Below are 14,244 nucleotides of genomic sequence, written 5' to 3' on the forward strand. Positions count from 1 at the left end.
CTGGAATCAGTCAAGAAAACACCCCGGTCCGGGTGACCCGGACCTCGCGAAAAAAACTTGCACGTGCGTACCAAGTTACGTTCTCATCGGACGCATGGCCCTCGCTCCGTATCGTCGCGTGTTAGCCGTGCCCGGAGTTCCCAGCTCGATGCTGCTGATGTTCCTCGCCCGGCTCCCGATGACGGCCATGGGCGTGACGATGACGCTGTACGTGGTCAACGATCTCGGCCGTGGCTACGGCGCGGCCGGGCTGATCGGCGCCGCCACGACGCTCGGCAGCGCGATCGGGGCCCCGCTCGTCGGCCGGTACGTCGACCGCTACGGGCTGCGGCCGGTGGTCGCGATCTGCGGGCTGGCCTCGTCGACGTTCTGGATCAGTGCGCCGCATCTGCCGTATCAGGTGCTGCTCGCGGTCGCGCTCCCCGCCGGCGTGCTTTCGGTGCCCGCCGGGACGCTCGCGCGGCTGGTGCTCACCGCGCTCGTGCCGCTCGAACAACGGCGGGCCGCCTACTCGCTGGACACGATCCTGGTGGAGGCGTCGTTCATGATCGGGCCGTCGGCCGGGATCATGGCGATCACGCAGCTGCCCGCGGTGTACGCGCTCACCGGGATCGGGGTCTGCTTCGCGCTTTCGGCGACGCTGATCTACCGGCAGAACCCGCCGATCCGCGCCGAGGCCGACGCCGAGGTGTTCACCGGCGAGCGGCCGCCCGTGCGGAGCTGGCTCACCGGACGGCTCGTGATGGCGATGTTCATCGCCGCCGGCGCGCTGTTCTGCCTGGTCGGCATGGAACTCGCCGCGCTGGCGACCCTGCGTGCGAGCGGTGACATCGCCTGGTCCGGGCTGCTGATCACGTTCATGTGCGTCGCGTCGGTCCTCGGCGGGGCGATCCACGGCGCGGTCCGGCGGTCGCTTTCGCAGGGCACGCTGATGCTGCTGCTCGCGGTGCTGACGCTGCCGGTCGGGCTGATCGCCGGGCCGTGGTGGCTGCTGGCGATCGTGCTCTTCCCGGGCAACGTGCTGTGCGCGCCGACGCTCGCGGCGAGCACGGAGACGGTCAGCGCCGCGGCGCCCGCCCGCGTGCGCGGGGAGGCGATGGGCCTGCTGGACGCGGCCAGCCGGATCGGGCTGGCGATCGGGAGCCCGATCATCGGGTTCGTGATCGACCACTCCAGCCCCGGCTGGGGATTCGCGGCCTCGGCGCTGGGCGCGCTGGCGATCGCTTCGGTCGGCCTGTTCTGGCGCCGGTCCCGGACGCCCGCCCAGGTGCCCGCGCTCTCTTCCTCCTGACGCGTTTCGTCCTCTGAATGCGGTCGTTGCACACGCAACTACCGCATCCAGAGGACGAAATGCGAGATGGAGCTAGGCGCAGACCTTCCGGAGGGCTTCCAGCTGCTCGAGGTTGCGCTTGGTCCAGTCCGCGACCTTGCCCGCGTCCTGGATGTTCTCCTTCTGCACCTGCAGATACGAGTCCGCCATGCCGGTGAGCGCGGTCGCCACGTTCTGCTCGCCGACGCTGTTCGCCAGCTCACGCAGGCGCTTCTCCTTGTCCGCGGCGCGCTCCTTGAGCGTCGCCGGGTCCGGATTGAGGTCGGCGAGGCTGAGCGCCTCGGCGCAGGCGCTGACCTTCGTCGCCGCCTTGTTCGTCTGATCGACCGCGTTCGTGACCTCGCTGCAGCCCGCCAGCGCGAGCCCGGCGGCCGCCAGGAGCGCCGCGATTCCCAACCTCTTCATGAGAACCACAGTAGCGAGAACGTGGGTGGTATGTCGGGTTCCCCCGGCCACCACCCACGAACCGCCCGGTAATTCAGCCCTTCACGCAGACGACCTGCTTGAGGTGCGCGACCACCTCGACGAGATCCGTCTGCGCCTTGATCACCGTTTCGATGTCCTTGTACGCGGCCGGGATCTCGTCCACCACACCGGAGTCCTTGCGGCACTCCACGCCCGCGGTCTGCGCCGCGAGGTCCTCGGCGGTGTACAGCTTCTTCGCCTTGTTCCGCGACATCCGGCGGCCCGCGCCGTGCGACGCGGACTGGAACGACGACTCGTTCCCGAGACCGCGCACGATGTACGAACCGGTGCCCATGCTGCCCGGGATGATCCCGAGATCGCCCGAACCCGCGCGGATCGCGCCCTTGCGGGTCACCAGAAGGTCGACGCCGTCGTAGGTCTCTTCGGCGACGTAATTATGGTGGCAGCTGATCGCGTCGTCGAACGTCGTCTGCGGCACGACGTCCTTCAGCGCCTGCTTCACGAGCGCGACCATGGTGGCGCGGTTGCGCGCCGCGTAGTCCTGCGCCCAGAACAGGTCGCGCCGGTACGCCTGCATTTCGGGCGTGCCCGCGACGAACACCGCGAGATCCGGGTCCGGCAGGTCCGCGTTGTGCGGCAGCTTCCGCGCGACGGCCATATGCCGTTCCGCGAGTTCCTTGCCGATGTTGCGCGAACCGGAGTGCAGCATCAGCCACACGCGGCCTTCGTCGTCGCCGCCCTGTTCGAGGCAGACCTCGATGAAGTGGTTACCGCCACCGAGGCTCCCGATCTGGCGCGACGCGCGGTCGTGCAGATCCTGGACGCCGGGATGCAGGTCGCCGAAGGACTTCCAGAACGCGTCCCAGCCACCGACTCCGTGCACCTTCGCCGGGTTCACCGGGGTCTTGTGCAGGCCGAACCCGACCGGGACGGCCGATTCGATCCGGCGGCGGAGCTTCAGGAGGTCGTCGGGCAGGTCGGCGGCGGTGAGCGAGGTCCGCACCGCGCTCATCCCGCAGCCGATGTCCACGCCGACGGCGGCCGGGGACACCGCGTCGCGCATCGCGATCACGCTGCCGACGGTCGCGCCCTTGCCGTAGTGGACGTCGGGCATGACCGCGACGCCGTGCACCCACGGCAGGTTGGCGACGTTGTGCAGCTGTCGCATGGCTTGGTCCTCGACCGATGTGGGGTCCGCCCACATCCGGATCGGAACCCGCGAGCCTTCGACCGCCGTGTACATGATTTTCCCTTCGTGGAAACGTTTGTCGCCACAGAGCATGCACTGACCGACGGCCTCCGACAAACGCAATTAGCGCGTGAAGGCCCCCTTCCCTCGGCTGAGCCGAGGGAAGGGGGCCTTCACGCGCGAGCAAACGTCAGGAGTTCGCGGCGACCAGTTCCGCGATCTGCACGGCGTTGAGCGCCGCGCCCTTCCGCAGGTTGTCGTTCGACAGGAACAGCACCAGACCGCGACCGCCGTCGACGCCCGGGTCCGTCCTCAGACGCCCGACGTACGACGGGTCCCGGCCCGCGGCCTGCAGCGGCGTCGGGATGTCCGAGAGCTCCACGCCGGGGGCACTGGTCAGCAGTTCGGTCGCGCGGGCGACCGAAAGCGGCTGCGAGAACTCGGCGTTGATCGAGATCGAGTGCCCCGAGAACACCGGCACCCGCACACAGGTGCACGAGACCAGCAGCTCCGGGATGCTCAGGATCTTGCGGCTCTCGTTGCGGAACTTCTTCTCTTCGTCCGTCTCGAACTCGCCGTCGTCCACAATGGACCCGGCGAGCGGGAGGACGTTGTGCGCGATGGGCCGCGCGTACTTCTTCGGCTCGGGGAATTCCACCGCCGAGCCGTCGTGGGTCAGCGCGCCCGCGTTCGCCGCGGCCGCGGCGAGCTGCCCTTCCAGCTCCTCCACGCCGGCGAGCCCGCTGCCGGACACGGCCTGGTAGGTACTGGCGACCAGGCGCACCAGGCCCGCTTCGGCGTGCAGCGGCTTGAGCACCGGCATCGCGGCCATGGTGGTGCAGTTGGGGTTCGCGATGATCCCCTTGCGCGCCTCCTTGACCGCCTCCGGGTTGACCTCGCTGACGATCAGCGGGACGTCCGGGTCCATGCGCCACGCCGACGAGTTGTCGATGACCGTGGCACCGGCCGCGGCGAACCGCTCCGCCTGCGCCTTGGAGGTCGCGCCTCCGGCCGAGAACAGCGCGATGTCCAAACCGGACGGATCCGCGGTCGTCGCGTCCTCGATGACGATTTCCCCGTCACCCCAAGGAAGCTTGGACCCGGCGGACCGCGCCGAGGCGAAGTACCGCATTTCGGCGACCGGGAAACCCCGTTCGGCCAGCAGACGGCGCATCACGCCGCCGACCTGACCGGTCGCCCCGACCACGCCTACCCGCAAACCTTCGGACATCAGCGACCACTCCCCGCGTAGACGACGGCTTCTTCGTCGCCGCCGAGTTCGAACGCCTCGTGGATCGCGCGCACCGCGTCGTCGAGCTGCGCGTCCCGGATCAGCACCGAGATCCGGATCTCCGAGGTGTTGATGATTTCGATGTTGACGCCCGACTGCGCGAGCGCTTCGCAGAACGTCGCCGTGACACCGGGGTGCGAGCGCATCCCGGCGCCGACGAGCGACACCTTGCCGACGTGGTCGTCGTAGAGGACCGACTCGAAGCCGATCTCGTCCTTGATCTTCTCCAGCGACTGCACGGCCTTGGCCCCGTTGGCCTTCGACAGGGTGAAGGTGATGTCGGTGCGGCCCGAGACGGTGCTGGACACGTTCTGCAGCACCATGTCGATGTCGATCTCGTCGTCGGCGATCACCCGGAAGATCCTGGCGGCGGCGCCGGCGTGGTCCGGCACTCCGGTCACCGTGATCTTGGCTTCGGAGCGGTCGTGCGCCACACCGGTGATCAACGCTTGTTCCACGGGGATCTCCTCGATAGAACCGGTCACCGTGGTGCCCGGCTTGTCACTGTAGGAAGAACGGACTCGGATCGGGACGCCGTAGCGGCGCGCGTACTCCACCGAGCGCAGGTGCAGGATCTTCGACCCGCTCGCCGCCAGCTCCAGCATCTCCTCGTAGGCGATGGTGTCGAGCTTGCGCGCGTCGGACACGACCCGGGGATCGGCGGTGTACACACCGTCCACATCGGAATAGATCTCGCAGACGTCGGCGTTCAGCGCGGCGGCCAGCGCGACGGCGGTGGTGTCCGAACCCCCGCGGCCGAGGGTGGTGATGTCCTTGGTGTCCTGCGACACGCCCTGGAACCCCGCCACCAGCGCGATGTAGCCCTGGTCGAGGGCCTCCGTCACCCGGCTGGGGCTGACGTCGATGATCCGGGCGTTGCCGTGCACCGACGTCGTCACCACACCGGCCTGCGAGCCGGTGAACGACCATGCCTCCGCGCCCTGCGCCGAAATCGCCATCGCCACCAGGGAGTTGGAGATGCGCTCACCCGCGGTGAGCAGCATGTCCATCTCGCGTTCCGGCGGCGCCGGGTTGACCTGCTGAGCCAGGTCGAGCAGCTCATCGGTCGTGTCGCCCATGGCGGAGCAGACGACGACCACGTCGTTGCCCGCCTTCTTGGTGGCGACGATGCGTTCCGCGACGCGTTTGATCCGGTCGGCACTTTCCAGCGACGAACCGCCGTACTTCTGGACCACGAGGGCCACGCCCGAACCTCCTCGACGGGCCGGGCGTGCTCCTGGTGGGCACCGAGGAGCCCCCGCGTCCCTTATTTGGGCGAAAGCCTACCGGGGTCGCGCACGCACGCCACCCTCGTAAGTGGTCCTGACCACCACTTCGAGGACTCCCGGAAGTAAATCTTCCTTAACACCAACGAAATAGTCGGAGGGCTTTCACTTTAGTGACGGAGAGCACCCCTTGTTATCGTCCCGTCGTGAAGAAACCCGCCGACACGAGTACCCCGATCGCGTCGATCCTGGCCCACCGCTGGAGCCCGCGCGCCTACGACGAGTCAGCGATCGTCACCGAAGACCAGCTCCGCGCGCTGCTCGAAGCGGCCCGCTGGGCGCCGTCGTTCGGCAACACCCAGCCCGCCCGTTACCTGGTCGGCCTGCGGGGCACGCCGTCGTTCGACCGCATCCTCTCGACGCTCAACTCGGGCAACCGCGCGTGGGCCCATCGCGCCGGGCTGCTGCTGATCGGCGTGATGGTGACCACGAACGAGAAGGGTGACGTCCCGTACGCCGAGTACGGGCTCGGGCTGGCGAGCGAGAACCTCGTGCTCCAGGCCGTCGACCTCGGCCTGATCGCGCACCAGATGGCGGGCTTCTCGGCCGAAGCGGCGAAGGACTTCTTCGGCCTCCCCGACGACGTCGTCCCGAAGGTCGCCATCGCGGTCGGTCACCCCGCGGACCCCTCCGTGCTCGAAGAGGACTGGCGCATCGAGCGCGAGAAGGCGCCGCGTGAACGAGTCCCGCTGGCTGAATTCGCCTACGCCGACACCTGGGGCTCAAGCGCTTTCGCCGACTGAGGGAGCCGGCGAAGGGCGAGGATCCCGAGCCCGACGTGCAGCAGGCCGAGCACCGCGACGGCGGTGTGAAGTCCCGCGACGAAGGCCGTCTTCGCGTCAAGAGCGGCCGCGGGCGCGATATCGAGGGTTTCGCCGAGGGTGGGCGCGAGGTCCGGTCCGGCCAGGCGGAACACCAGCGCGGCGAGCGAGCCCATGAGCGCGATCCCCAGCGCGTTGCCGATCTCGTTGCTCGTCTCGGCGATCGCGCCCGCCGCTCCAGCTCGCTCGGCGGGCACCGCGCCGACGGCCGTGTCCGCCACCACGCTGAACGAGATGCCGTAGCCGGCACCGGCGACCACCGTCGACGCGACGTACCAGCCCACCCCGCCCGCGACCCCGGTCATGAGCAGCAGCGCCAGCCCGGCGGCGATGGAGAAATGGCAGACGATCAGCGCCGCGCGGGCGCCGATCCGGTCGACCAGCGCGGGCGTGACGACGCACATGATCGTGAGCACGGCCGCGCCCGGCAGCGCCAGCAACGCCGCGTGCAGGACCGGCAGGCCGAGCACGGACTGCAGGAGGATCCCCGACAGGTACGCGGAGGCCGACCACGCCGCCAAGGGCAGCAACCCGGTGACGATCGCGATCGTGAAGACGCGGTCACGGAACAGGGAGAACTCGATCAGCGGGTACTCCAGACCACGCTGACGCCGGGCGAACCACACCAGCAGCCCGGCACCGGCGATCGCGGCGGAGACCGCGGTGACGGACAGGCCTTCGGCGGCCGCGTGCTTGATCCCGTAGATCGCGAGCAGCAGGCCGGCCGCGGAGAGCACGACGCTCAGCGCGTCGACGCGCCCCTTCCCGGCGGCACGGACCTCCCGCAGCAGGACCGGCGCGAGCGCCAGGAACACCGCGATCACCGGCAGGTTGACCAGGAAGACCGACCCCCACGGGAACCGTTCCAACAGGACACCGCCGACGACCGGGCCGATCGCGAAACCGGCGGCGAACGCGGCCGCGAAGATCCCGATGGCCCGCGCCCGGCGTCGCGCGTCGGGGAAGAGCTCGCTCAGCACCGCGAGCGCGGACGGCAGGAGGGTCGCTCCCGCCAGCCCCATCAGGGCACGGAACGCGATGAGCAGTTCCGGGCTCGGGGCGAACGCCGCGCCCGCCGAGCCGGCGCCGAACACGGCGGCGCCGATCATCAGCAGCTTCAGCCGTCCGTACCGGTCGCCGATGTTGCCGAACGCGATCAGCAGCGAGCCGACCGCGAAGCCGTAGACGTCGAGGATCCACAACGCCTGATCGGCCGTGGGGGTCAGTGCCCGGCTGATCGCGGGCATCGCCAGGAACAGGATCGATCCGTCCATGGAGACCAGGAACACCGGGCAGAGGATCACCAGCAGGCCGAACCAGGCCCGGGAGTGCTGTCGTGTCATGCCTTCGACGCTGTACCGGCTTCGGCAGAGCAGCCATCCCCTCGCTGTGGGTACACCTCGCGGGTACACCCACGAGGCGGGCGAAGTACTTAGGCTCGGAGTCATGGAAAGCCTGGGCGGGTACCTGAAGAGCCGTCGTGATCGGGTGACCCCCGCCGAAATCGGCCTGCGCACCTACGGCACCTCGCGCCGCGTGCCCGGCCTGCGCCGCGAGGAACTCGCCCAGCTCGCCGGAGTGAGCGCCGGGTACTACACGCGGCTGGAACAAGGACTGGCCGAGACCGCTTCACGACAGGTGCTCGACGCGCTCGCCCGCGCGCTCCGGCTCGACGACGTCGAGACCGGCCATCTGCACAACCTCGCCCGGCAGACCTCGCTCCCGAAGATGTCCGATCCGGGCCCGGAAGACCCGCACCCTCGGGTCCTCGCGCTGCTGGAGAACCTCGGCGAAGCCGTGCCCGCACTCGTCTTCGGCCGTCGCGGCGACGTGCTCGCGTGGAACCACGCCGGGCACACGCTCATGGCCGAGCACCTCGATTTCGACGCGCCGAAGGATCCCGAACGGCGGCCGTCGCTGCCGCGCATGTTCTTCCTCGACCCGCTGACCCGCGATCTTCACCGGAACCGCGCCGAACTCGCGCCGATCCACGTCGCCTATCTGCGGCTGACCGCGGGCCGGTACCCCACCGACGCCCGCCTCGCCGCGCTCATCGGCGAACTTTCGATGCGCAGCGACGAATTCGCGACCCTGTGGGCGACCGGCGACGTCGCCGACTGCACCGTCGGCGCCATGCATCTGCGGCATCCGACGGTCGGTGCGGTGAGCGTCGACTACCAGGTGTGGCTGCAGCCCGACAGCCCCGACCACCGGCTGGAGATCTACACGCCGAAGGACCCGGGGTCCGCCGACGCGCTGAAGATCCTTCGCTATTGAGCGGTGGGGCGAAGGTGGCCTTCACAGACTTCGGCAGGGAAAGTGCCGGTACGGCGCTGGGCCGGGTTGGTCGTGAGTGGCGATTCGGGTTCTAACCCGAATCGCCACTCACGACCGCCGCATTCGCAACCCGCCCAATTCGGTCGCTAACCTGGGGTCATGGGGGCAGTTCGCAGCGTTCTCCGCAACGAATCCCGCACGATGGCCGGACTCTGGCTGTATCTCAGGCGCCGGAAGGACGGAGTCGACGGGGACGCCGTCGCGGTGCCGTACGGCGCGAACGGCAAGTCGATCTTCATCGTGCTCGCGGTGGTGAGCGCCGTCGAAGCGGGTCTCTTCTGGCTGATCGACTTCGGCCTCGTCGTCGATCTCCTGCTGCTCGCCCTCGGCGTGTACTCGGCGCTGCTGGTGTTCGGGGTCTACGCCGGCACCGTCGTCCGGCCGCACGTGATCTCGTCGCGCGAGGTGCGGGTGCGGTACAGCTCCTTCTACGACGTGCGGATCCCTCGGGAGAACGTCGTCGCGCTGCGGCATGTGAAGGAGAGCCACGACCCGCTCAAGGCTCAGAAGTTCCGCGACGGAACCTGGCTCAGTCACGACAACTTCTACGAGACCAACCTGATCGCCGAACTGCGCGAGCCGATCACGGTGACCCGGCCGCTCGGCGCGACCGAGACCGTCCGCGTCGTGAAGTTCCAGGCGGACGACCCGAAAGCCGCCGTCGAGGCCTACGAACGGCTTTCCCCCGACCGCATTTAGAGGACGAAACGCGGCTAGTTCGCGCCGCCGACCCGACGGATGATCTTGGCCAGGATCCCGGTGACGACCATCCAGAAGATCGCCGCGATGCCGTAGTTGATCAGCACGCGGAGCTTGGCGTCCTCGGGCATGAAGAGGTCCTTGAAGCCGAGCAGGAGCCCGTCGGCCCAGCCGCGGACGAACGACACGATGCCGTTGTCCGGGTTCGCCTCGCCGATCACGAAGACGACGTGCAACACGAGGATGGCCGCGAAGATCAAGCCGGCCCAGCGGACCACGCTCGCCAGTATCCCGGCCGCGCGACCGCCGCCCGCTCGCCAGTCGACCTTGCGTCTGGTCGGCTGATCAGCGGTTTCCTTCTCTTCAGCGTGCTCGCCCATGCCGGGCAGTGTGGCACGCCGCCTGGTCCGATTGCTACCCGCGAGTAACCCGAATGGGCGCCACTTGAGTCACGGTTCGATCGCGGCCCGGGTTTCCTTTCGGGAGATCGCGCGGTTAAGGTGACGTCGTGGCTCGAGCTCTCCTGCTTCGCTGCCGCGACGGGGCCTGATCGGACCGGCTCCCCGTCGCGGGGCTTCGTGGTGCCGGTCGTCGCACCCGATTCTTCAGGAGAACCCTCCCCTCATGAGCATCCGCAAGCCCACCCGTCCTGCCCCTTCCGAGCAGGCTTCGTGGAACACCCAGCGCGGCACTTCGATGCCCGTACACCGCTATCGCCCCTGGTACGACCTGGTCGAGGACATCTCGCTGCCCGACCGCACCTGGCCGGACAAGCGCATCGACACCGCGCCGCTGTGGTGCGCCGTCGACCTGCGTGACGGCAACCAGGCCCTGATCGACCCGATGTCGCCCGCGCGCAAGCGCAAGTTCTTCGACCTGCTGGTCCGCATGGGCTACAAGGAGATCGAGGTCGGCTTCCCGGCGGCGTCGCAGACCGACTTCGACTTCGTCCGCGAGATCATCGACGAGGGCGCCATCCCGGACGACGTCAGCATCCAGGTGCTGACCCAGTGCCGCCCGGAGCTGATCGAGCGCACCTTCAAGGCACTCGAAGGCGCGCCGCGCGCGATCGTCCACATCTACAACTCGACCTCGATCCTGCAGCGCCGTGTCGTGTTCCGCGAGGAGCGCATCGGCATCACGAAGATCGCTTCGCAGGCCGCCGAGCTGGTCGTCGACTACGCCGCGAAGCAGCCGGACACCGACTTCCGGTTCCAGTACTCGCCGGAGTCCTACACCGGCACCGAGCTGTCGTACGCGCTCGAGGTCTGCAACACCATCACCGACATCTGGCAGCCGACGCCGGAGAAGCCGGTGATCCTGAACCTGCCCGCGACCGTCGAGATGGCGTCCCCGAACGTCTACGCCGACTCGATCGAGTGGATGCACCGCAACCTGGAACGCCGCGATTCGGTGATCCTGTCGCTGCACCCGCACAACGACCGCGGCACCGGGATCGCCGCCGCCGAGCTGGGCTTCCAGGCGGGCGCGGACCGGATCGAAGGCTGCCTGTTCGGCAACGGCGAGCGCACCGGCAACGTCGACCTGGTCGCGCTGGGCATGAACCTGTACAGCCAGGGCGTCGACCCGCAGATCGACTTCTCCGACATGGACGAGATCAAGCGGACCGTCGAATACTGCAACCAGCTGCCGGTGCACGAACGCAGCCCGTGGGCCGGTGACCTGGTGTTCACCGCGTTCTCCGGCAGCCACCAGGACGCGATCAACAAGGGCCTCGACGCGCTGAAGGCCGCCGCCGACAAGGTGGGGACGCCGGTCGACGAGCACCCGTGGGAGGTCCCGTACCTGCCGATCGACCCGAAGGACATCGGCCGCAACTACGAGGCCGTGATCCGGGTGAACTCGCAGTCCGGCAAGGGCGGCGTCGCCTACATCATGAAGGCCGAGCACCAGCTCGACCTGCCGCGGCGCCTGCAGATCGAGTTCTCGAAGGTCGTCCAGCGGCACACCGACACCGAGGGCGGCGAGGTCGACCCGACCACGATGTGGAACGCCTTCTCGGCCGAGTACCTGGAGCTGAAGACGCCGCTGGAGCTGGTGCGCCAGCACGTCCGGGACAACGGGGACGGCGAGTACGACATCACCGCTACCGTGCGGGTCGAGGGTGACGAGCACGAGGTCACCGGCCGCGGGAACGGCCCCATCGCGGCGTTCTTCGACGCGCTGTCGACCGTCGGGTTCGACCTGCGGCTGCTGGACTACAGCGAGCACACGCTCTCGCCGGGCGACGACGCGCGGGCCGCGTCGTACATCGAGTGCGCGATCTCCGACCGGGTGTACTGGGGCATCGGGATCGACCCGTCGATCGTGACCGCTTCGCTGCGGGCCGTCGTCTCGGCGGTGAACCGGGCTCACCGGTAGTTTCGCTTCGCGCGTGAAGGCCCCCTTCCCTCGGCTGAGTCGAGGGAAGGGGGCCTTCACGCGCGCCGGGGCGTAACTCGCGTGATCGAAGCCGTAACTCGCGTGTCTGCAGGCGTAACTCGCGTGTTTGGAGCCGGAACGCCTTCGATCACGCGAGTTACGCCTTCGATCACGCGAGTTACGCGCGCGATCACGTGAGTTACGTCTAAAGGCTGCGGAAGGTGGCGGCTACAGGGCCTTCACGGCGGCCAGGACGTCGGCCGGATCGGTGCGCGTGGTGTAGTCCGGGTGCACGTCGATGTACCGGATGACCCCCTCGCCGTCCACGACCAGGACGGTCGGATAGGGCAGCTCCCATTCCGCCGCCCCGTTGATCTTCCCGACGTCACCGATGAGCGTGTCGAAAGCCGGCTTCGTCTCCGGGGCCAGCCGGAACGTGATGCCGAGCGCGCGGCCGAGCTCGTTGTCCACATCGGACAGTACGGCGAACTCAAGATCCTTTGTGGACAGTGAGCCGTCCGGAAGCTGCGGGCTGACCGCGACCAGCTTCACGCCCAGGTTCTCCAGCTCCGGCAGCAATTCCTGCTGATACGTGCGCAAGGCGAGGTTGCAGTACGGACACCAAGCGCCGCGATAGAACACCACGACCGCGGGCCCGTCCGCGACCCGGACCCGCTCGCCTCCGGCGTCCGGCAGCGCGAGGTCCGGCATCGGCGTTCCCGGCTTCGCGGCCGCCTCGGCGACCACCCCCACGAACGCCGCCCGGTCGGCCTTGAGCACCTCGGCGACCTCGGCCGGGACGTGGCTCGCGACGGATTCCCGCAGCTCGGCGAGGTCGGTGTTGAGATCCCCCATGGTCGGCTCCTTTGGTTGTACTGATCGGTACAGTGAAGCCGACTGTACTATCCGGTACATGAGTGGTCAACCGGCGAAGACCCCGCAGGGGCGGATGACGAGGGACGCGATCGTCGACGCGGCGGCCGAGCTGATGTACGTCAACGGCGTCGCCGGGACGAGCGTGGACAAGGTGCTCGCGGCGAGCGGCGCGGGGAAATCGCAGATGTACCACTACTTCAAGAACAAGGATCAGCTCGTCGAAGCGGTCATCGCCCGCTTCCTCGAAAACATCCTCGGCAACCAGCCGACGATCTTCCAGCTGCACGACTGGGCCGATTTTGACCAGTGGGCGAGCGAGATCCTGGCCATCCAGACCACCCCCAAGGGTCCGATCGCCTGTCCGCTGGGCAACCTCGCGGGCGAACTCGGCGACAACCCCAAGATCGCGCCGCTGCTGGACAAGGCCTACCGCGAATGGGAGTCACATCTCCAGCGCGGGTTGGAATCGTTGCGGGGACAGGGAAAACTCGCCGCGGACGCCGATCCGGCCAGGCTCGCGCAAGCGGCGATGAGCTGCGTCCAGGGCGGTCTGCTGATGGCCCACCTTCGCCACGACGTCACGCCGATCGCCGACGCGCTCGAGATCGCGCTGGACCACCTGAAGAGTCACGCTCGCCCGTGAGCGCGCCGACCTCCTCGGCGAGCGCGTCGAGCACCTTCGCCACCGCCGGCCGGGAAGCCGCTCCGAGCCGGTAGACCGCTTCCACGTGCCGCGCCGCCTTGATACCGGCGAGCGGGCGGCCGACGAGGCCGCTGCCGCGTCGAGTGTCCATTGTGTACCGGGGCAGCAGTGCGATCCCGTGCCCGGCGGCGACGAGCCGTTCAGTGATACGGAAATCGTTGATGCGCTGGACGACCTGCGGGCGTACGCCGGTGCGGATGATCAGCGACTGGAGGATGTCGTCGACCGGGAAACCGGCGTTGACGCTGATCCAGCGTTCGTCGGCCAGTTCGGCCAGCTCGATGCGGCGCCGCTTGGCCAGCCGGTGCCCGGCGGGGAGCGCGACGTCGAGTGGTTCACGCAGCAGATGCCGCGTCTCCAGCCGGTCCGAGCCGAGCGACGGCGCGTGTTCGTCCCGGTGCGCCACCACGATGTCGTAGTCCGCGACGAGTCCGGGGACCTCCGGCGGGGTCATGTCGACGTCGCGCACGATGACGTCCAGCCCGTCGAACTCCGCCGTCCGGTGCAGCAGCCCGGGCAGCAGCATCAGCCCGGCGGACTGGAAGATCGCCACCCGGACGCTGCCACGCGGGGCGCTGCGATAAGTGTCCAATTCGGACTCCGCGCGTTCCAGCGCGGCGAGCACGTCGTCCGCGCGGGCGACCAGCGCGCGGCCGGCGTCGGTCAGCCGCAGGCCTCGGCCCGCCGGTTCGGTCAGCGCGAGACCGACGTCACTCTGCAGGGCGCGCAACTGCTGGGAAACCGCGGACGGCGTGCAGTGCAACGCCTTCGCGGCCGCCGTCACACTGCCGCGATCGGCGAATTCCCGCAGGGTCCGCAACCGGCCGATGTCCATACCGCCAGCATATGTGAAGCCGAACTGAACGATCGCTGCAAATATTCTCGCTGGTCCTAAAGGGTCGCG

At 68.7% G+C, this 14,244-nt stretch carries 14 protein-coding genes; 6 read left to right on the top strand and 8 right to left on the bottom strand.

Features of this window, described 5'->3' with window-relative positions:
• The first annotated feature begins 148 nt into the window (after nucleotides 1–148).
• Nucleotides 149–1,291, top strand: a complete 1,143-nt coding sequence (locus tag ACZ1DY_RS42205) for an MFS transporter (protein WP_465485788.1) — start codon at nucleotides 149–151, stop codon at nucleotides 1,289–1,291.
• 72 nt (nucleotides 1,292–1,363) lie between these two features.
• Here the strand turns inward: ACZ1DY_RS42205 and ACZ1DY_RS42210 are convergent, their stop codons facing one another.
• The 4 genes from ACZ1DY_RS42210 to ACZ1DY_RS42225 all read right to left on the bottom strand — a co-directional run bounded on the left by ACZ1DY_RS42210 (nucleotide 1,364) and on the right by ACZ1DY_RS42225 (nucleotide 5,441).
• Entirely contained in the window at nucleotides 1,364–1,735 is a 372-nt protein-coding gene (locus tag ACZ1DY_RS42210; RefSeq protein ID WP_257483259.1) for a hypothetical protein, read from the bottom strand.
• 73 nt (nucleotides 1,736–1,808) lie between these two features.
• Nucleotides 1,809–2,999 carry an RtcB family protein gene (locus ACZ1DY_RS42215; RefSeq protein WP_465483038.1) on the bottom strand — a complete coding sequence of 397 codons (1,191 nt, stop codon included), beginning with the start codon at nucleotides 2,997–2,999 and terminating at the stop codon, nucleotides 1,809–1,811.
• A 136-nt stretch (nucleotides 3,000–3,135) separates the two neighbouring features.
• Nucleotides 3,136–4,176: an aspartate-semialdehyde dehydrogenase gene (locus ACZ1DY_RS42220; RefSeq protein ID WP_465483039.1), complete on the bottom strand. Its 1,041-nt coding sequence runs from the start codon at nucleotides 4,174–4,176 to the stop codon at nucleotides 3,136–3,138.
• The gene (locus tag ACZ1DY_RS42225; RefSeq protein WP_125679736.1) at nucleotides 4,176–5,441 is read right to left on the bottom strand and encodes an aspartate kinase; all 1,266 of its coding nucleotides are present in this window, start codon (nucleotides 5,439–5,441) and stop codon (nucleotides 4,176–4,178) included. The genes ACZ1DY_RS42220 and ACZ1DY_RS42225 overlap by 1 nt, the downstream gene beginning before the upstream one ends.
• Nucleotides 5,442–5,668: 227 nt before the next feature.
• On the opposite strand from ACZ1DY_RS42225, the gene ACZ1DY_RS42230 reads away from it, so the two are divergent.
• Complete coding sequence (locus ACZ1DY_RS42230) at nucleotides 5,669–6,265, top strand: nitroreductase family protein (protein WP_465483040.1); 597 nt, start codon at nucleotides 5,669–5,671, stop codon at nucleotides 6,263–6,265.
• On the opposite strand, the gene ACZ1DY_RS42235 is transcribed toward ACZ1DY_RS42230, so the two are convergent.
• Nucleotides 6,226–7,686: an MFS transporter gene (locus ACZ1DY_RS42235; RefSeq protein ID WP_465483041.1), complete on the bottom strand. Its 1,461-nt coding sequence runs from the start codon at nucleotides 7,684–7,686 to the stop codon at nucleotides 6,226–6,228. The two genes, ACZ1DY_RS42230 and ACZ1DY_RS42235, sit on opposite strands and share 40 nt — an antisense overlap.
• Nucleotides 7,687–7,789: 103 nt before the next feature.
• Here ACZ1DY_RS42235 and ACZ1DY_RS42240 point away from each other — a divergent pair, with 103 nt between their 5' ends.
• Together ACZ1DY_RS42240 and ACZ1DY_RS42245 are read left to right on the top strand one after the other, a co-directional pair.
• On the top strand, nucleotides 7,790–8,620 hold the full coding sequence (locus tag ACZ1DY_RS42240) for a helix-turn-helix transcriptional regulator (RefSeq protein WP_126737219.1): 831 nt from the start codon (nucleotides 7,790–7,792) through the stop codon (nucleotides 8,618–8,620).
• A 159-nt stretch (nucleotides 8,621–8,779) separates the two neighbouring features.
• A complete protein-coding gene (locus tag ACZ1DY_RS42245; protein WP_257483264.1) occupies nucleotides 8,780–9,379 on the top strand; it encodes a hypothetical protein in 600 nt (199 codons plus the stop codon).
• 14 nt (nucleotides 9,380–9,393) lie between these two features.
• Here ACZ1DY_RS42245 and ACZ1DY_RS42250 read toward each other — a convergent pair whose 3' ends face one another.
• Nucleotides 9,394–9,759: a hypothetical protein gene (locus ACZ1DY_RS42250; protein ID WP_257483265.1), complete on the bottom strand. Its 366-nt coding sequence runs from the start codon at nucleotides 9,757–9,759 to the stop codon at nucleotides 9,394–9,396.
• A gap of 244 nt (nucleotides 9,760–10,003) precedes the next feature.
• Between ACZ1DY_RS42250 and leuA the strand changes: the two genes are divergently transcribed.
• Nucleotides 10,004–11,761, top strand: coding sequence for a 2-isopropylmalate synthase (leuA, locus tag ACZ1DY_RS42255; protein WP_185927396.1), 1,758 nt, complete (start codon nucleotides 10,004–10,006; stop codon nucleotides 11,759–11,761).
• 228 nt (nucleotides 11,762–11,989) lie between these two features.
• On the opposite strand, the gene ACZ1DY_RS42260 is transcribed toward leuA, so the two are convergent.
• The gene (locus ACZ1DY_RS42260) at nucleotides 11,990–12,616 is read right to left on the bottom strand and encodes a peroxiredoxin-like family protein (protein ID WP_465483042.1); all 627 of its coding nucleotides are present in this window, start codon (nucleotides 12,614–12,616) and stop codon (nucleotides 11,990–11,992) included.
• A gap of 58 nt (nucleotides 12,617–12,674) precedes the next feature.
• On the opposite strand from ACZ1DY_RS42260, the gene ACZ1DY_RS42265 reads away from it, so the two are divergent.
• Nucleotides 12,675–13,280, top strand: coding sequence for a TetR/AcrR family transcriptional regulator (locus tag ACZ1DY_RS42265; RefSeq protein ID WP_465483043.1), 606 nt, complete (start codon nucleotides 12,675–12,677; stop codon nucleotides 13,278–13,280).
• Here the strand turns inward: ACZ1DY_RS42265 and ACZ1DY_RS42270 are convergent.
• Complete coding sequence (locus ACZ1DY_RS42270; protein WP_192742625.1) at nucleotides 13,216–14,175, bottom strand: LysR family transcriptional regulator; 960 nt, start codon at nucleotides 14,173–14,175, stop codon at nucleotides 13,216–13,218. The two genes, ACZ1DY_RS42265 and ACZ1DY_RS42270, sit on opposite strands and share 65 nt — an antisense overlap.
• Nucleotides 14,176–14,244: the final 69 nt, after the last annotated feature.

This window comes from Amycolatopsis sp. PSD-21 (assembly GCF_055561455.1).